The following is a 16,699-nucleotide window of genomic DNA, read 5'->3' on the forward strand; positions in this document are numbered from 1 at the left end:
GACCCCGTGCGCGCGGGCCGCGCCGCCCGGGCACTGGCGCCCGGCCGTCTGCGCGGGCTTCGCCGCGCGGAGTTCCGGACCACTGTTGTGGGCGACTGTTCCGCAGGGCGACGGCGGTGCCCCGGACGGAGTCTGGGGAGGGAGGGCACAACACCACGGGGACGCCGCGCCCTCCGGGGCGCTCGCCCGGGGGAAGTCCCCCTGCCGCCTCCGGGCTGGGGGCGCGTGCTTCGCCGTGCGGGGCTGAGGGTCACCCGATGCGTGGGCAATCGTTCCGCACAACGCCTGGGGCGTAGCACTGTTCGGGGCCGCTCGCCCGGGGAAGCCATGGGCCGTGCCCGTGGGCGTGGTGGTCGTGTCCGGACCGGGTGAGGGCGCACGGGCTTTGCCGCGGGCGTGCCTCTTGGCTGGGGGCGTGTGCTTCGCCGTGGGGGCTGGGGGCCACTCGTTGGGTGGGCAATCGTTCCGCACAACACCACGGGGACGCCGCGCGGTTCGGGGCCGCTCGCCCCCGGGGAAGCCTCTGCGCCGTGCCCGTGGGCGTGGTGGTCGTGTCCGGACCGGGTGAGGGCGCACGGGCTTTGCCGCGGGCGTGCCTCTTGGCTGGGGGCGTGTGCTTCGCCGTGGGGGCTGGGGGCCACTCGTTGGGTGGGCAATCGTTCCGCACAACACCACGGGGACGCCGCGCGGTTCGGGGCCGCTCGCCCCCCGGGAGCCGTGCGCCGTGCCCGTCGGCCTGGTGGTCGCGACGGACCGGATGAGGGCGCGGGACTCCGTCCGTACCGTGCCCGAGGCGCGCCGCGACCCCCGTCAGCAAACGTGCCGGTCGCGCTCCGCCGAGTACAGGTGGCTGTCGCGGAACTGCGTCGCCGCCAGCGTGCGGCCCACCAGGATCACCGCCGTGCGCGTCACCCCCGCCGACTTCACCTGGTCCGCGATGTCCTCCAGCGTGCCCCTCAGGACCAGCTCGTCCGGGCGGCTCGCCATCGCGACCACCGCCGCCGGGCAGTCCTTGCCGTAGTTCGGGACCAGCTCGTCGACCACCCGGTCCACATAGCGTGCCGCCAGGTGCAGCACCAGCAGCGCCCCGCTCCTGCCCAGCGTCGCGAGGTCCTCGCCCTCCGGCATCGGCGTCGCCTGCTGGGAGATACGCGTCAGGATCACCGTCTGGCCCACGGTCGGGACCGTGAGCTCCCGCTTCAGCGCCGCGGCCGCCGCCGCGAACGCAGGTACGCCGGGAACCACTTCGTACGGCACCCCGGCCGCGTCCAGCCGCCGCATCTGCTCGGCGACCGCGCTGAAGACGGACGGGTCGCCCGAGTGCAGCCGGGCCACGTCGTGGCCCTCCTCGTGGGCGCGGACGAGTTCGGCCGTGATGGCGTCCAGGTCCATCCGGGCCGTGTCCACCAGGCGGGCGTCCGGCGGGCATTCGGCCAGCAGCTCGGTCGGGACGAGGGAGCCGGCGTACAGGCACACCCGGCACGACGCCAGCGTGCGCGCGCCGCGGACGGTGATCAGGTCGGCGGCACCGGGGCCCGCACCGATGAAGTACACGGTCATGACAGCTCTCCAGTCTTGGTGACGGACCATTGGGTGACGGGCATCGCCTGGCGCCAGCCGGTGAAACCGCCGACGGGCACGGCGTGCGCGACGGCGAGCCGCACCAGTTCGCCGCCCAGCGCGCGGTACCGCTCGGCGAGCAGCGCCTCGGACTCCAGCGTCACGGTGTTGGCGACCAGCCGACCGCCGGGCGGCAGCGCGTCGAAGCAGGCGTCCAGCAGGCCGGGTGCGGTCAGCCCACCGCCGATGAACACCGCGTCGGGCGTGGGCAGCCCGGCCAGCGCTTCGGGCGCCGCGCCGCGCACGACGCGCAGGGCGGGTACGCCGAGGGTGTCGGCGTTGCGCGCGATGCGCTCGGCGCGCGTGGTGTCGCGTTCGACGGTGACGGCGCGGCACGAGGGATGTGTGCGCATCCATTCGATGGCGATCGACCCCGAGCCTCCGCCGATGTCCCACAGGAGTTCGCCGGGCGCGGGGGCGAGCGCGGCGAGGGTGGCGGCGCGTACATGGCGCTTGGTGAGCTGGCCGTCGTGCTCGTACGCCTCGTCCGGCAGACCGGGCGCGGCGGACAGCCGCAGCGTGCCGGGGGCGCGCCGGCAGTCGAGGGCGATGACGTTCAGCGGGTCCACGGCGGCGGACCATGTGTCGGCGGTGCCGTCGGCCTGCCGTTCCGCGGGGGAGCCGAGCCGCTGGAGGACGCGCATCCTGCTCGGCCCGTATCCGCGGTCCCGCAGCAGAGCCGCCACCTCGGCCGGGGTGTCCGCGCCCGCGCTGAGCACCAGCAGGCGGCGCCCGTCGTGCAGTGCGGCGGCGAGACGGGCCGCCGGGCGGCCGACGAGGGTGACGACGCCGACGTCCTCCACGGGCCAGCCGAGCCGGGCGCAGGCGTACGACACGGATGACGGATGCGGCAGCACGCGCAGCGCGTCCGGGCCGAGCTCCTCGGCCAGCGCGCGCCCGATGCCGTGGAACAGGGGGTCACCGCTGGCAAGGACGGCGATACGGCGGCCGGCATGCGCGGCGAGGAGGCCCGGGACCGCGGGGCGCAGCGGGCTGGGCCACGGCACCCGTTCGCCGCCGCACTCGACGGGCAGGAGCGCAAGCTGCCGCGTACCGCCGATGATCACGTCGGCCCCGCGCAGGGCGTCCCGTGAGGCGGGGGCGAGCCCCGCCCAACCGTCCGCGCCGATCCCGACGACGGTCACTGCAGGTGGGCGTGGTGCGGGGGTCACGGAGTCGGGTACCTCGGGAAGCGGGGGAGGGGGACGCTGCCGCACTCTACTGTCCACGGGCCCGGCCCTCTTGAGGGCCCCCGCCGGTTGGCCCCCGCACCCCGACCGTGCGTGCGGCGGCACCGGCGTGGCGGACGCCGACGGCCTGCCGTCCGGGGGCCGTTTCGCCGGCCCGCCGATCACCGGACCGGTGCCGGGGAGTGCCTGCGGACGGCTCGGCCGCGTTCCGTGCCGGGCGCGCGGCTGCACGGGCCTGGCAGTTGTCAGCGGTCCGCGCCTGTTCCTGCGGCGGTTGCGTCCGGCGCAGATCGGGTGCCCGGTCCCGTCCGTGGGGCGCTCGGACGGCTCGGCCGCGTCCGGCCCACGCCGCCCCCCGGCTTCCCGGCTGGGGCGCCGCCCGGCGAGGCTGCACCGGTGGCCCGCCGTCCCGTGGCAGGAGTGGCGCCGGCGGCCCCCGTCCCCCCGCGGCGGCCGGCGCGGTCCGAGTGCGTCACAATCGCCACGCCCCGGGCCGAGCCAGCCGCTCCCATGGGCTCGGCGGCGGCGTCGCCCCCGAACGCTCGCCTCGTGTCAGTGGTGCGCGGCACACTGGACGCATGTGCCGCAGTATCAAGACCCTTCGTCCGCCCGTGCTCCCCGAGGAAGCCACCGAGGAGGACATGCGCGCCGCCGCCCTGCAGTACGTGCGCAAGGTGTCCGGCTTCCGGGCGCCCGCCGCGCACAACCGGGAGGTGTTCGAGCAGGCCGTCGACGAGATCACCGAGGCCACCCGCAGGCTCCTCGACGGTCTCGAGGTGCGCGGGGCCGCCAGGCGGTCGGTGTCGGACGCGGCATGACACAGCCGCATGACACGGGCGGTCGGCGACCCCCGCCTGCACCGCCGCGCCGACCCGGCTCGCGGGCCGCTAGGCGGTCGGGGCCGGGCGTCGCATGACGTAGGCGGCCAGCGATCCGGCCGCGAACAGCGCGAGCACCGACACCGCCGCGCCGATCCAGCTCGCCCCCAGCCACTGGCCGCCGAAGTAGCCGAGGCCGACGCTGTAGCCGGCCCAGGCCACACCCGCCAGGGCCGACCACGGCAGGAATTCCCTGACGTTGCGGTGCGCGGCACCCGCGCCCAGGGAGACGACCGACCGTCCGGCGGGTGCGAAGCGGGCGATGACGACGAGTGCTCCGCCGCCGCGGCTGAGCGCGGCGCCGAGACGTTCCTGCGCCCTGGCCAGGCGGCGGGAGCGGGCCACGGCCCGGTCGAAACGGGCACCGCCGCGCCAGGCGAGCCGGTAGGCCACCAGGTCGCCGAGCACGGAGGCGGTCGCCGCGCAGAGCACGAGGACCAGCAGGGAGGGGACTTCGCGCTGGACCTGCCCCGCCGCGCCGGCGACGGTGTCCGCCGTGGAGCCGGCGGCCGCAGCGGTCGCGGCCGTGATGACGAGCACACCGCTCGGCAGCACGGGCAGGAAGACGTCGAGGAGAACGGACAGGGCCACGACGGCGTAGATCCATGGGCTGCCGGTCAGCGACCCCACGCTCTCCAGACTCTCCAGCACCTTGTTCTCTCCCCGTTTTCGGTGACAAGGCCGCTGTGTCGCGTGGGCGCCAGGGGCGGCTTGACAGCTGTACAGCGTACGCCCGGGTGACGCGCGGAGATCGGCAGGGGTCGGCAGGGTGTCCGGATGTCGTACGCCGCCCGAATACCGCGAATGTGCACGGGATGCACGCGCGACGCGAAGCGCCCGGCCCCTCGCGTCGAGGGGCCGGGCACCGCTGAACTACGGGCGTACGGCGGGCGGCAGGGCCCTCGCCGGGCCTGCTGCGGCCCAAGCCGCGGCCGTTGGGTCAGGCGGTCACGGCCGTCCGCTCCTTGCCCGCGTCCTCGCCCTCCTGGTCGGCGCGGCGTGCGCCGAACAGGCCGTCGAGGGCGAGCGCTCCGGGGCCGGTGAAGACGAGCAGCAGGAACGCCCAGCAGAAAATGGCCGACGCCTCACCGCCGTTCTGCAGCGGGAACAGCGACTCCGGCTGGTGCACGGTGAAGTAGGCGTACGCCATCGAGCCGGAGGCGAGGGCCGCGGCGCTGCGGGTGCCGATGCCGAGCAGCACCAGCCCGCCGGCGACGAGCTGGATGACCGCGGCGTACCAGCCGGGCCAGGCGCCCGTCTCGACGGTGGTGCCGTTCATCCCGCCGAGCACGCCGAAGAGCGAGGCGGCGCCGTGGCACAGGAACAGCAGGCCGACGACGATGCGGAACAGCCCGAGCGCGTACGGCTGGGCCTGATGCAGCCGTCCGGGAAGTGTGGGGGTGGTCATGGGGACTCCTTCGGTCATGGGGACGGAACCGATGAGGAGGCCCAGGTTAGGCGGACCTAATTCATACTTGCAAGTTCAACATTTGGCCGCCGCCCCATTTCCGTCCTGGATTCCGCTTCCGCGCCCGGCGCCCTCCCCGGACCCCCGAGCGCCGGGGCAGGACCCGGGGCGAGCGAGCGCAGAGCTGCCCGCGCGACCGCGTCCGCATCCGACAGCGTCACCGAGTCCACGCCCGGCCGGGCTCCCGCCGCGGTCACCCAGTGCACGCCCTCGGTCGGGACGCCGAACGCGAAACGGCGCGGATGCGCCCGGCCCTGACGGTTCACCAGACGGTACGGGCGCGGCGTTACATCCAGGCCGCCGGTTTCGTAACCGTCGATGGCGTGCGGGCGGCACTGGCCTGTTTTCAACAGCCGGCCGAGCAGTTCGTCGTGTGTCCTGCGCAGATCCGGTTCCGGCAGCCGTGCCTCGATCAGTGTGGTGCACGTCACGGCCGAGCCCGGCACGTCGGGCGACTCGGCCGTGAACAGCCCGTTCTCGGTGCCCACTGTCATCCGGGGGCCGACGACCTCCAGGACGCCCGCTTCGATCAGCGCCGTCATCTCCTCGATCCGGCGCCGCGGCGGGCCGATGGACAAGAACGCGTTCAACGGCGTGTACCAGCGGTCGAGATGGTCGCGGCGGGACGTACCGGTCAGACCGCCGTGGTCGACGATCAGACGCAGCTCGTTGCGGATGTCGCGCAGGACGTCGAGCGCTGCCTTCACCGGGCCCGCGACATTGCCGAGCGCCGCGTGCGCCGCATCGTCGCGCAGATGCGCGAGCAGCCAGGCCCGGTGGTGGCCGGGGGAGGTGAAGACCTCGCCGCCGTGCGGGCGCGCGATGCGCTCCCACGACCAGCGGTCGGCTGCCGTGACGCCGAACGCCTCCAGCACCGCGGCCTCGTCCGGCCTGCCGTGTCCGGCTGCCAGGAACCGCTCGCGGAAGGACCCCGCGCCGTCCGCATGCAAGGACCCCGCGCTGTCGGCAGGGAGGGACCTCGCGCCGTCCGCATGGAAGGAGCCCGCGCTGCCGTCACGGACGCCCGCGGCATCCCGCTTGCGAACCGCCGGCAGCGCCTCGTAGTAGACCGTCTCCACCTCCTTGGCGACGAGCGGCCAGATCTCCGCGAGGAAGTCGGCGGGCTCACCGGCGTCGGCGCGGCGACGGAAGCGGGCGATCACTTCCGGTGTCAGGACCAGCGGCTCATGGCGCCCCGACGGCCCCTTCGCGTTGTCCCCGCGCGCCTGGTACGGCACCCCGCGCCGCGAGCCCGCGTACAGCTTCGGCTCGCGTCCGGACGGCCGGTAGACCAGCCCGCGCTCACCGTCCGCCACGAACGAGCCACCGCGGCCGGTCGTCAGCAGGGCCAGGTGGTCGAAGAAGGTCAGTCCCAGACCGCGCAGCAGCACCCGCTCTCCGGCGGCGATCACCGACAGGTCGAGATCGGCGGGATTGGCGGGCGGGAAGTGGCGCAGTCCGGGCCGCCGGGCCGCGTAGTCGGCGAGCTGAGTGGTGGACTGGCCTGAAGCGACCGGCAAGTGGCCCTGCGCGAGCACGACCACGCTCAGCCCGGACAACAGCGTGCCGTCGTCGAGCCGGAGCGACTGCAGCGGGTCCCTTGCGTCCGGCGGAGCGTCCCGGTCGTCCTCCAGCCGTACGGCGAGGGCCCGGTGCACCCGTACCTCCACCGTCCCCGGGGCGGAGTCCACGACACGGGCGAACGCCCATTCCAGATAACGCCCGTAACAGGCGCGGGTGGGGTACTCGTCAGGGCCGAGCCGCTCGCCGGGTCGGTCGGCGGCCCACTCGTACAGGCTCGGCCCCGGGCACAACGGCCCCTCGCAGCCGACGCTGTCGTCCGTGAAAACGGTCACCTGCGAGGCCACGGTGTTCATCAGCAGCTCGGCGCTCTGATCGGTGCGCCACACACGCCCGGCGCCGGGCGGCGCGGGGTCGACGACATGGACGGTCAGCGGTGTGTCCGGGGCGAGTTCGGGGACCGAGGCGCAGAGCCGTTCGAGGAGACAGGTGCCGCGGGGACCTGCGCCGACGAGGGCTATCGCGGAGGGAAGGGACGATTGCGCGGTACCTGCGGACAACACGTGCTCCCGGGGCATGTGGGGGGTGCCTGACGGCCGCTGGAAGCGGACCGTCCGCCTCATCATGCCGTTGCGACGCCGCACGCCGCCGGGCCGGGTCGGCGTTGTCCCCATATGCGGCCGGAACCCGACGCCCGGTCACGGACCGTCCGTCAGGCTCCGCTCCAGCACGGTCGTCAGCCGCGCCGCTCCACCGTGCGCCTTTTCCCCGCCCTTCACCCGCTGCAGGCGCAGCGCGGCGGAGCGGCCCCGCAGCGTCAGCGTCATCAGCTGGTTTCCGAACCACGGCCCGCCCGTACGCTTCCAGTCCACGGTCGGCGCGCCCGTGCGGCCGTGCCGCGCCAGCGCACGGCCCAGTCGCCTCGCGAACCGGCTCCAGCCGAAACGGAATCCGACCCGCAGCGCCGCGGGCACCGAGTTGTGCAGCGGTGAGCACGTCAGCTGGAGCACCCGCGCCACCGGCCGCCCGGCCGCCGGCCACACCGGCTCCGCCACATAGGCGTGATGCACGTCCCCGGAGAGCACGCACACGCTCGCCGGGGCGTCCTCACCGGCGCCCGCCTCCGCGATCATGCGCGTCAGCTTCTCGAACGAGGCCGGGAACGCCGCCCAGTGCTCCAGATCCGCGCCCCTGCGCACCCGCTCCGCGAAACGCGCCCAGCGCGCGCCGCGCTCGCCCCGGCACAGCGCCGCGTTCCACTCCTCCGCGTCGTGGATCAGCGGCGGCAGCAGCCACGGCAGCGAGCTGCCCACGAGCAGATGGTCCAGCGAGCCGCGGTCGGCGAGTGCCTGGTCGCGCAGCCACGCCGCCTCCTGCGGGTCGAGCATCGCCCGCTCGTGCTCCGCCAGCACCCGGCCGGCCCGCGTGTCCACCATCAGCAGCCGGGTGCGGCCGAAGTCACGGCGGTAGCTCCAGCGGACCGTGGCCGGATCGGCAGCGGCCCGCAGCGCGAACTCCCGCAGCGCCTCGGTCCCGTCCCCGGCCGCCCGCACCCGCCCGTACAGCTCGTCCGCGTCCAGTTCGGCGGGGGAGAGGTTGCCCAGGTGCTGGTACACCCAGTACGACATGAGCCCGCCGGTAACCCGCTCCTGCCACCAGGGCTTCGTCCGCATGTCCGCGAGCCAGGCCGCGCTGGTGTTCCAGTCGTCGACGAGGTCGTGGTCGTCGAAGATCATGCAGCTCGGCACGGTCGACAGCAGCCAGCGCAGCAGGGGATCGAGCCAGGACTCGTCGTACAGCCGGGTGTACTCCTCGAAGTCCGCGACCTGGTCCGCGGGCGCCGTGCGGCCCGCGCCCGACGCGGCCCGCCGGTCCGCGATCCACCGCCGTGTCGGGTCCGACGTCTCGTCCGCGTACACCTGGTCGCCGAGCAGGAGCAGCACGTCCGGGCGCGGAAGGCCGGGGTCGGCGGCGAGAGCGGCCGCGAGGGTGTCCAGGGCGTCGGGACCCACCGGGTCGTGCCCGCCGGCGGGCGGCGCGGCCCAGCGGCACGAGCCGAAGGCGACGGTGACGGCCGCCGCGGGCACCTCGGGCGTACGGATCGTGCTGGGCGGGAAGGGCGAGTCGGGCAGCGGCCACACCCGCTCGCCGTCGAGCAGCACCTCGTAGGCCGTGGCCGTGCCCGGCGTGAGACCGGTCACCTGGACCAGCGCATAGTGATGGTCCGCGATACGGAAGGTGCGCGAGGAGCCGTGGGCGCCGCTTTCGCAGCGCACCTCGACCGTGCACGGGCGGTCCGCCTCGGCCCAGACGGTCGCGCCGGTGCCCGTGTCCCAGTCCACGTACCGCAGCAGCGGTCCCAGGCGCAGCCCGGCCATGTGTGCCCCTTCCGGTCGCCCCGCACGGTACGGAACGAGCCTCCGTACGGTACGGAACGACGGGAGGGACGGCCTGGTTCCTCACGGCCGGCTGCCTACGATCCGCTTCTTTCCGGCCCGGTTCCCTGCGGCCCGGTTCATGCGGCCGGATTCCTCGTGGTGGCGGCCGTCAGCAGCCGTTCAGGATCGACTGCAGCGCGCTCTTCTCGGCGGAGTCCACCTTCAGGTTCCAGTAGTACTTCGTGTGCACCCACATGCGGGCGTACATGCAGCGGTAGGAAGTGACCGAGGGCAGCCACTCGGCCGGGTCCTGATCGCCCTTGGCCTGGTTGACGTTGTCGGTGACCGCGATCAGCTGCGGGCGCGTGAGGTCGTTGGCGAACTGCTGACGCTTGGAGGTGGTCCAGCTGTTGGCGCCGGATCGCCACGCCTCGGCCAGCGGGACGATGTGGTCGATGTCCACGTCGGAGGCCGCGTACCAGGTGGCGCCGTCGTACGGGGAGTGCCAACTGCCGCTGACGGCCGCGCAGCTGGAGTCCTGGACCACGTTGGAACCGTCGCGCTTGAGGACGACCTCGCGTGTGTTGCACGCGCCCGACTGGGTGATCCAGTGCGGGAACAGGTCACGGCTGTAGCCCGTGGACGATCCCTCGGGGGAGACGGTCAGCTGGCTGAGGTAGCTGCGGGCGGTGGACGCGCTGACGGGAGTGGGCGGGGCGGCCTGCGCGGCGGGAGCGGTGGCCAGCAGGCCGGTGGCCGCGACGGCGGAGGCTGCGGCGAGCACGGCTATGCGGCGGGCATGACGCGCGTAGACACCAGACATACGAACTCCTTCTGAGTGGGGGGAACGTGGCCACCCCTGCGCCCTTCGGTGCGGGAGGGGGCCCAGGCGTGGCCATGCTGGCGGCGCCAGGTTTCTTGGGGGTGGGCGCCAGGTAACAGAGTGACGACATGGGCACGTCACATCAAGTGTTCTGACGCACCGACACCCTCCGTGCTTGGGGCTAGGGTTGCCGCGTGCTGCTGCCGGTCAACCTCACGCTCGGGGCCGTACTGGCCGTCCTGCTCGCCGTCGCGGCGACCGTCGCCGCCGTCGCCCACCTGGGCCGGTCCCGCGCCATCGCCGTCGCCGGCGTGCGCGCCGCGGCCCAACTCGCCGTCGTCTCGCTCGCCATCGGCTGGGTCGTCGAAGCCGTACCGCTGCTCCTGGCCTTCCTGCTGCTGATGTACGCGGTCGCCGTGCGCACCGCCGGGCGGCGCATCACCGCCAACGCCACCTGGTGGTGGGCCGCACTCCCCATCGCCGCCGGCGTCCTCCCCGTGGTCATGGCCCTGCTGCTGACCGGACTCGTCCCGGTGAAGGGCATCACGCTCGTCCCCGTGACCGGCATCCTCATCGGCGGCGCGCTCACCGCGACCGTCCTCGGCGGCCGCCGCGCGCTGGACGAACTGGCCCAGCGCCGCGGCGAGGTGGAGGCGGGCCTCGCCCTCGGCCTGCTGGACCGGGACGCCCGCATGGAAGTGGCGCGCCTGCCCGCCTCCGACGCCCTGCTGCCCGGCCTCGACCAGACCCGGACCGTGGGGCTCGTCACACTCCCGGGGGCGTTCGTCGGCATGCTGCTCGGCGGCGCGTCACCGGTGGAGGCGGGTGCGGTGCAACTGTTCGTGCTCGTCGCCCTGATGGCCGTCCAGGCCGTCGCGGTGGCGGTGGTGCTGGAGCTCGTCGCACGGGGGCGGCTGCACCGGGACGGTGCGAAGTCCGGGGCGCCGGGATCCTAGGGACGTGGGGGCGCGGCCGGGGTCCTGGGGAGGCGTGGGGGCGACGGGGTCGGGCCTGGGGGGCGTGGACCGCGGGACCCAGGTCCCTGACGGGGCCGGCCGGGGGGTCGCGTAGGCTGTAGGGCAGAAGGGGAGTAGCTCTTCGCCGGAACGTCGACATACTGCCGGGCCTCGTGCCCGGCCGGCGCCCGGAGGCGGTCTCGTACTCGTAGGAGACCGCCAGCGAGACCTTCGGCCGCAGTGTCCATGTATGCATTCATGGCGCTGCCGTGCCGAAGCGACCCCTGAAACGCTCAGGACTCTCGGCAGGGCGGCGCCCGACCGATTGAGGTTCCCATCCATGATCAGCTTCACCGTCATGGCGATCACGTTCGGCGTCGTCTTCCTCGCCGAGCTGCCCGACAAGACCGCGCTGGCGGGTCTGATGCTCGGCGCCCGCTACCGCGCCTCCTTCGTCTTCGCAGGTGTCGCCGCCGCCTTCGCCGTCCATGTCGCGCTCGCCATCGCGGCGGGCAGCGTGCTGACCCTGCTGCCGCACCGGCTGGTGCAGGCCGTCGTCGGCCTCCTCTTCCTCGCGGGCGCGCTGATGCTGCTCATGAAGAAGGACGACGGCGCGGGGGAGGAGATCAAGGCCCCGGCCGACCAGTCCTTCTGGAAGGTCTCGGGCGCGGGTTTCATGCTCATCCTGGTCGCCGAGTTCGGCGACCTGACCCAGATCATGACCGCCAACCTCGCGGCCCGCTACGACAACCCCGTCTCCGTCGGCCTCGGCGCGGTACTGGCCCTGTGGGCCGTCGCCGCCATCGGCATCCTGGGCGGCCGGACCCTGATGCGGTACGTGCCGCTGCGCCTGATCACCAGGGTCGCCGCCGTGCTGATGCTGGCCCTCGCCGGGTTCAGCCTGTACGAGGCCCTCGCCGGCTGACCGGCCCTGCGCTGCGCCGGTTGTCCTGGAGCCGGCCCAGGACCTGCCGGGCGTGCTCGTTCGGCGGGAAGACGGGGGAGGGCAGGTCGAGCGCGGGCGGCGTGCGGGCCTGTCGGCTGCTGGGGACGGCGGGGTCAGCCCTGGTGGGCGTCGGCGGGCCGGTTCTCGCGGATGCCGAGCTCGATCGTTCCGTCGGTGCGGGTCGTGACGCTGAGGTGCGTGAGGTCCGGTACGTACAGGTCCGGGGCGAAGGCCGCCGCGCGCGGGCCGACACCGACCACGCGCATGCCCGCCGCGCGGGCCGACGTGATCCCGGCCTCGGAGTCCTCGAACGCCACGCAGTCGGCCGGGTCGTGGCCCAGTTCGGCCGCGCCCTTGAGGAAGCCTTCCGGATCCGGCTTGCTCGCGCCCACGCACTCGGCGGTCACGCGGACCTCGGGCATCGGCAGGCCGGCCGCGTTCATCCGGGCGGTGGCGAGGGCCTGGTCGGCCGAGGTCACCAGGGCGTGGGGGTGGTGCGCGACGGCGGCCAGGAACGCGGGCGCGCCCGCGACGGGCACCACGCCGTCGGTGTCGGCGGTCTCCTGGGCGAGGAGGACGCGGTTGTCGGCGTGGTTCTGCTCCATGGGCCGGTCGGGGAGGAGCACGGCCATGGTCGCGTAGCCCTGGCGGCCGTGGACCACCTTGAGCACCTCGTCCGGATCCAGTCCGTGGTCGAGGGCCCAGGCGCGCCAGCAGCGTTCGACCACGGCGTCCGAGTCGACGAGGGTGCCGTCCATGTCGAGTAGCAGGGCACGGGCGGTCAGGACGGACGTGGCGGTGGCCGGCATCGGCATGGCTCCAGGGCGGGGGGAGGGAGACAGAGCGGTTCCGCCCGCCGGTCAGGGAACACGGGCGGAACCACTTTGTTCCTACACGATACAAAACGAGGGCGGGTGAACGCCACCCCGCCGCCGCATCGGTCCCGTCACGGCTCGCTCGTCTCCGACTCCAGGGCCTTTCGCGTCTTGGACCCGTAGACGCCGAGCGGGTCCCCCTTGATGCCACGGGCCGACTGGAACCGCGCCACCGCGTCCTCGACCGTCTCGTCGTAATTCCCGTCCGCGGGGCCCTCGTACAGCCGGATCTCCGCGAGTCGCAGTTGGAGCTCGGTCACCGCCGGGCCGCTGTCGCCCTCCCGCAGCGTCCTTGTCGAGGACCGCCCGGGCGGCTCCTCCGCCACGCTGCCGGTGGCCGCGGCGGTCGACGGCGGCGCGCTCGGGGCTGCCGACGCCGGCCCGGACGACTCCGTGCCCACCGCGGCGGAGACCGAGGGCCGTGCCGACGCGGAGGACGACGCGGAGGGCGCCGCGGAGGCGGACGCCGAAGCGGCGGCGGAAGCGGACGGCGTGCCGGTCACGGACGGTGGAGCGGAGGGCCCGTCGGGGCCGACGTTGAGGCTGGGACCGGTGGTGTCCCGGTCGGGCATGGACACGCGGTCCCGTTCGTCGTCGCCGGAGAACAGGCCGCCGGCGAACGCGACTGTCGCCACCACGGCGATGACGGCCGCACCGACGAGGACGGCGACCGGCCCGCGCCGCCGCGGCCTGCGCCGGTCGGGGTGCACGGCGCCGGGGGCGTGACCGTTGAGCGGCGCCAGCTCGTGGGTGTCGTCGTCCTCTCTTTCCGCGAACGCGGCGACGTCCCTGGGCACGGGCCCCCTCCCGCTCGCCCCCGGGAGCCGTACGATCCCGCCGACCGGGCCCCGCCCGTGTGCGACGGTCTCGGCGAGATCGGGCATCGCACCGGGTCCGGGCTGCGGAACGGTCCCCTGCGGTACGCCCCCGCCGACCGGCCCGGCCACGAGCCCCAGCCCGCCGGCCACCTGCCCGACGGTCCGGGGACCGTCCGGGACACCGGAGCCCCCCGGTCCTGGATCAGTCGCGCCCTGCCCCTGGGCCGCCGGGCCGGGCGTCGCCGTTTCTGCGGCGGGCGCAGCGGGGCCGGAGGCAGGTGGCGCCGCGATCCCGGGGTCCACCCCGGGGCCCACCGGCCCCTGCGATACGCCGCCGGCCACCTGCCCGACCATCCAGGGGTCGTCCGCTCCCGGACCGGCCGCGCCCTGCCCTGGCGGAACCGCGCTCGGCCCGTGACCGGCCGCGCCCGGCACCTGCGGTATGCGGCCGCCGCCGCTCGCGAGCCCTAGCCTGCCGGTCACCTGCCCGACGGCTTGGGGGGCGTCCGTCATCGGACCGGCCGCGCCCTGCCCTGGCGGAACCGGGCCCTGCCCGTGACCGGCCGCGCCCGCCTCCTGGGGCACCGACCCCGCGCCCGCCTCTTGGGGCAGTGGGCCCGGAGAGCCCACCGGGACCGGGCCCGCCGCGGCCGGCCGCTCCGTCGCGGGACCGGGGGGCACCAGCCCAGCGGCGCCCGACTCCGCGGGCATCGGGGCCGCCCCGAAGCCCACCCCGCCTGCCTCCGGCGTCATTCCCGCCTGTGGCGGCAGCGTGAGGGGCGGGGGGCCCGTGGGCGGGAGGTCCGGCTCGGGGAGAGTCACGTACGGACGTATCCGCAGCGGGTCGAAGTCCTCCGCCGCCACGTGCGCCTGGCGCTCCGCATGCAGCGCCTCAGCCGCCCTCCGCGCGCAGTCGCATCCGAGCCCCGCGCCGCCGTCCGCGCGCAGCGGTCTGCCGCACTCGGTGCAGCTGTTTCCGGTCATGGCCGGTCCCCTCCCCTTGGAATGCCGCCGATTATCCAGACGACCGGTGCCGCACCGCACAGCAGTCCAGCAGGTGCCACCCCGCGCCCGCCGCTCGGCAGGCCATAACCGGACACACCCACCACGATGGAGGGGAGCGCAAAGGAGATCCGTATGGCCCAGGAAGTGAGCACCGCGCAGGCGCACCCGGCCCCGGGGGAGGGACAGAGCCGCCGGACGGTGCTCGTCGCCATCGGAGCCCTGCTGCTGGGCATGCTGCTCGCCGCACTCGACCAGACCATCGTCGCCACCGCGCTGCCCACCATCGTCAGCGAATTGGGCGGCATGGACCATCTCTCCTGGGTGGTCACCGCCTACATGCTGGCCTCCACCGCCGCGACCCCCCTGTGGGGCAAACTCGGCGACCAGTACGGCCGCAAGAAGCTCTTCCAGGCCGCCATCGTCATCTTCCTCATCGGCTCCGCCCTGTGCGGCATCGCCCAGAACATGCCCCAGCTCATCCTCTTCCGTGCCCTCCAGGGCCTCGGCGGCGGCGGGCTCATGGTGTTGTCCATGGCGATCGTCGGCGACATCGTCGCGCCCCGCGAACGCGGCCGCTACCAGGGCCTGTTCGGTGCCGTCTTCGGCGCCACCAGCGTCCTCGGGCCGCTGCTGGGCGGATTCTTCACCGAACACCTCAGCTGGCGCTGGGTGTTCTACATCAACCTGCCCATCGGCGTCGTCGCGCTGCTCGTCATCGCCGCCGTCCTGCACATCCCGGTCCGCGCGACCCGGCACACCATCGACTACCTCGGCACGTTCCTCATCGCCTCCGTCGCCACCTGCCTCGTCCTCGTCGCCTCCCTCGGCGGCACCACCTGGGCCTGGGGCTCGGCGCAGATCGTCGGCCTCGCGGTGCTCGGCGTCGTCCTGCTGGTGGCGTTCGTGGCCGTGGAGCGGCGCGCCGCCGAGCCGGTGCTGCCGCTGAAGCTGTTCCGCATCAGGACGTTCAGCCTCGTCGCCGTCATCAGCTTCGTCATCGGCTTCGCGATGTTCGGGGCGATGACGTACCTGCCGACGTTCCTCCAGGTCGTGCAGGGTGTGTCGCCGACCATGTCCGGTGTGCACATGCTGCCGATGGTGCTCGGCATGCTGATCACCTCGACGGGGTCGGGCCAGATCGTCAGCCGTACCGGCCGTTGGAAGGTGTTCCCGCTCGCCGGCACGGCCGTCACGGCCATCGGGCTCGTCCTGCTGCATCAGCTCAAGGAGTCCAGCTCCACCTGGCAGATGAGCGCGATCTTCTTCGTCTTCGGCGCCGGACTGGGCCTGGTCATGCAGGTGCTGGTGCTCGTCGTCCAGAACGCGGTCACCTACGAGGACCTGGGCGTCGCCACGTCCGGCGCGACGTTCTTCCGGTCCATCGGGGCGTCGTTCGGCGTCGCCGTCTTCGGCACCGTCTTCGCGGGCCGGCTGGAGAACAAGCTCACCGACGCGCTCGCCGGACAGCAGGTGCCGCCGGGCGCGGGCGCGTCCGAACTCGCCGCCGACCCGCGCGCCATCGCCGAACTCCCCTCGCAGCTGCGCCCTCCCGTGCTCCACGCGTACGCCACGTCCATCACGGACGTCTTCCTCTACGCCGCGCCCGTCGTCGTCCTCGCGTTCCTCGTCGCCTGGTTCCTCAAGGAGGACACGCTGCGCGGCTCGGTCACCGCGCCCGACCCGAGCCAGACCCTCGCCTCCAACCCGGTCGAACGCTCCTCGCACGACGAGTGCGCCCGTGCCCTGTCCGTCCTGGGTTCCCGCGAGGGCCGCCGGCACATCTACGAGAAGATCACCGCGCGCGCCGGGTACGACCTGCTGCCCGCGTCCAGCTGGCTGCTGCTGCGGATCAAACGGCAGGGCATGGTCGAACCGGCCCGCCTCGCCGAGACGACCCCCGTGCCCCTGCGGGCCGTCACCGAGGCGGCCCGTGAGGTCGAAGGGCGGGGCCTGGCCCGCCGGGTGGGGCTGGACCTGCTGCTCACCGACGCGGGGGCGGAGGCGGCGGCCCGGCTGTCGCAGGCCCGTGAGGAGTCACTGGCGGATCTGCTGGGCGACTGGTGGGGGCCGGACCGGCCGACGGACCTGATCCAGCTGGTGCGCGAGCTCACCGGCGAGTTGTGCGGATCGGACGCGGAACGCCCGTACAGCGAGCCGCGCGGCGACCACGAGCGGCCGGCGGTGGAGTACCCCCACCGGCACTGAGCGGCCGGGTGCGGGG

The 16,699-nt window shown here is 74.1% G+C and carries 13 protein-coding genes; 4 read left to right on the plus strand and 9 right to left on the minus strand.

The annotated features are described in order from the left end of the window. Positions 1 to 810 precede the first annotated feature (810 nt). Complete coding sequence (gene cobM / locus J7E88_RS13540; RefSeq protein WP_215180550.1) at positions 811 to 1,560, minus strand: precorrin-4 C(11)-methyltransferase; 750 nt, start codon at positions 1,558 to 1,560, stop codon at positions 811 to 813. Then, positions 1,557 to 2,792 carry a precorrin-6y C5,15-methyltransferase (decarboxylating) subunit CbiE gene (gene cbiE, locus J7E88_RS13545; protein WP_215180552.1) on the minus strand — a complete coding sequence of 412 codons (1,236 nt, stop codon included), beginning with the start codon at positions 2,790 to 2,792 and terminating at the stop codon, positions 1,557 to 1,559. Before cbiE ends, cobM begins: the two co-directional genes overlap by 4 nt. Positions 2,793 to 3,388: 596 nt before the next feature. On the opposite strand from cbiE, the gene J7E88_RS13550 reads away from it, so the two are divergent. Then, on the plus strand, positions 3,389 to 3,628 hold the full coding sequence (locus J7E88_RS13550; protein WP_215180554.1) for a DUF2277 domain-containing protein: 240 nt from the start codon (positions 3,389 to 3,391) through the stop codon (positions 3,626 to 3,628). Between the two features lie 69 nt (positions 3,629 to 3,697). Here the strand turns inward: J7E88_RS13550 and J7E88_RS13555 are convergent, their stop codons facing one another. The 5 genes from J7E88_RS13555 to J7E88_RS13575 form a co-directional block, all read right to left on the minus strand. Continuing rightward, a complete protein-coding gene (locus J7E88_RS13555) occupies positions 3,698 to 4,339 on the minus strand; it encodes a VTT domain-containing protein (protein ID WP_308307491.1) in 642 nt (213 codons plus the stop codon). 289 nt (positions 4,340 to 4,628) lie between these two features. Beyond that, the gene (locus J7E88_RS13560) at positions 4,629 to 5,096 is read right to left on the minus strand and encodes a DoxX family protein (RefSeq protein WP_215180556.1); all 468 of its coding nucleotides are present in this window, start codon (positions 5,094 to 5,096) and stop codon (positions 4,629 to 4,631) included. Positions 5,097 to 5,152: 56 nt separating this feature from the next. Further along, the gene (locus J7E88_RS13565) at positions 5,153 to 7,255 is read right to left on the minus strand and encodes an FAD/NAD(P)-binding protein (protein WP_215180558.1); all 2,103 of its coding nucleotides are present in this window, start codon (positions 7,253 to 7,255) and stop codon (positions 5,153 to 5,155) included. A gap of 120 nt (positions 7,256 to 7,375) precedes the next feature. Continuing rightward, the gene (locus J7E88_RS13570; protein ID WP_215180560.1) at positions 7,376 to 9,055 is read right to left on the minus strand and encodes an alkaline phosphatase D family protein; all 1,680 of its coding nucleotides are present in this window, start codon (positions 9,053 to 9,055) and stop codon (positions 7,376 to 7,378) included. Positions 9,056 to 9,224: 169 nt separating this feature from the next. After that, the gene (locus J7E88_RS13575; protein WP_215180562.1) at positions 9,225 to 9,878 is read right to left on the minus strand and encodes an HNH endonuclease family protein; all 654 of its coding nucleotides are present in this window, start codon (positions 9,876 to 9,878) and stop codon (positions 9,225 to 9,227) included. Positions 9,879 to 10,072: 194 nt separating this feature from the next. On the opposite strand from J7E88_RS13575, the gene J7E88_RS13580 reads away from it, so the two are divergent. Both J7E88_RS13580 and J7E88_RS13585 read left to right on the plus strand, forming a co-directional pair. Next, on the plus strand, positions 10,073 to 10,834 hold the full coding sequence (locus J7E88_RS13580) for an ABC transporter permease (protein ID WP_215180564.1): 762 nt from the start codon (positions 10,073 to 10,075) through the stop codon (positions 10,832 to 10,834). Positions 10,835 to 11,174: 340 nt separating this feature from the next. Then, positions 11,175 to 11,759, plus strand: a complete 585-nt coding sequence (locus J7E88_RS13585; RefSeq protein WP_215180566.1) for a TMEM165/GDT1 family protein — start codon at positions 11,175 to 11,177, stop codon at positions 11,757 to 11,759. 134 nt (positions 11,760 to 11,893) lie between these two features. On the opposite strand, the gene J7E88_RS13590 is transcribed toward J7E88_RS13585, so the two are convergent. Together J7E88_RS13590 and J7E88_RS36790 are read right to left on the minus strand one after the other, a co-directional pair. Further along, on the minus strand, positions 11,894 to 12,589 hold the full coding sequence (locus J7E88_RS13590) for an HAD-IA family hydrolase (protein ID WP_215180568.1): 696 nt from the start codon (positions 12,587 to 12,589) through the stop codon (positions 11,894 to 11,896). Positions 12,590 to 12,726: 137 nt separating this feature from the next. Beyond that, positions 12,727 to 14,457, minus strand: coding sequence for a peptidoglycan-binding protein (locus J7E88_RS36790; protein ID WP_215180570.1), 1,731 nt, complete (start codon positions 14,455 to 14,457; stop codon positions 12,727 to 12,729). Positions 14,458 to 14,610: 153 nt separating this feature from the next. Here J7E88_RS36790 and J7E88_RS13600 point away from each other — a divergent pair, with 153 nt between their 5' ends. Beyond that, positions 14,611 to 16,683 carry an MFS transporter gene (locus tag J7E88_RS13600; protein ID WP_215180572.1) on the plus strand — a complete coding sequence of 691 codons (2,073 nt, stop codon included), beginning with the start codon at positions 14,611 to 14,613 and terminating at the stop codon, positions 16,681 to 16,683. The last annotated feature ends 16 nt before the right edge of the window (positions 16,684 to 16,699 follow it).

Source organism: Streptomyces sp. ISL-10 (assembly GCF_018614575.1).
GTDB lineage: Bacteria > Actinomycetota > Actinomycetes > Streptomycetales > Streptomycetaceae > Streptomyces.

What these genes read in the sequence shown, in the direction of transcription:
- J7E88_RS13570 (WP_215180560.1), bottom strand. Translation starts at nt 9,055, where the DNA reads ATGGCCGGGCTGCGCCTGGGACCGCTGCTGCGGTACGTGGACTGGGAC.
- J7E88_RS13575 (WP_215180562.1), bottom strand. Translation starts at nt 9,878, where the DNA reads ATGTCTGGTGTCTACGCGCGTCATGCCCGCCGCATAGCCGTGCTCGCC.
- cobM (WP_215180550.1), bottom strand. Translation starts at nt 1,560, where the DNA reads ATGACCGTGTACTTCATCGGTGCGGGCCCCGGTGCCGCCGACCTGATC.
- J7E88_RS13585 (WP_215180566.1), top strand. Translation starts at nt 11,175, where the DNA reads ATGATCAGCTTCACCGTCATGGCGATCACGTTCGGCGTCGTCTTCCTC.
- J7E88_RS13600 (WP_215180572.1), top strand. Translation starts at nt 14,611, where the DNA reads ATGGCCCAGGAAGTGAGCACCGCGCAGGCGCACCCGGCCCCGGGGGAG.
- J7E88_RS36790 (WP_215180570.1), bottom strand. Translation starts at nt 14,457, where the DNA reads ATGACCGGAAACAGCTGCACCGAGTGCGGCAGACCGCTGCGCGCGGAC.
- J7E88_RS13590 (WP_215180568.1), bottom strand. Translation starts at nt 12,589, where the DNA reads ATGCCGGCCACCGCCACGTCCGTCCTGACCGCCCGTGCCCTGCTACTC.
- J7E88_RS13565 (WP_215180558.1), bottom strand. Translation starts at nt 7,255, where the DNA reads ATGCCCCGGGAGCACGTGTTGTCCGCAGGTACCGCGCAATCGTCCCTT.
- J7E88_RS13560 (WP_215180556.1), bottom strand. Translation starts at nt 5,096, where the DNA reads ATGACCACCCCCACACTTCCCGGACGGCTGCATCAGGCCCAGCCGTAC.
- J7E88_RS13550 (WP_215180554.1), top strand. Translation starts at nt 3,389, where the DNA reads ATGTGCCGCAGTATCAAGACCCTTCGTCCGCCCGTGCTCCCCGAGGAA.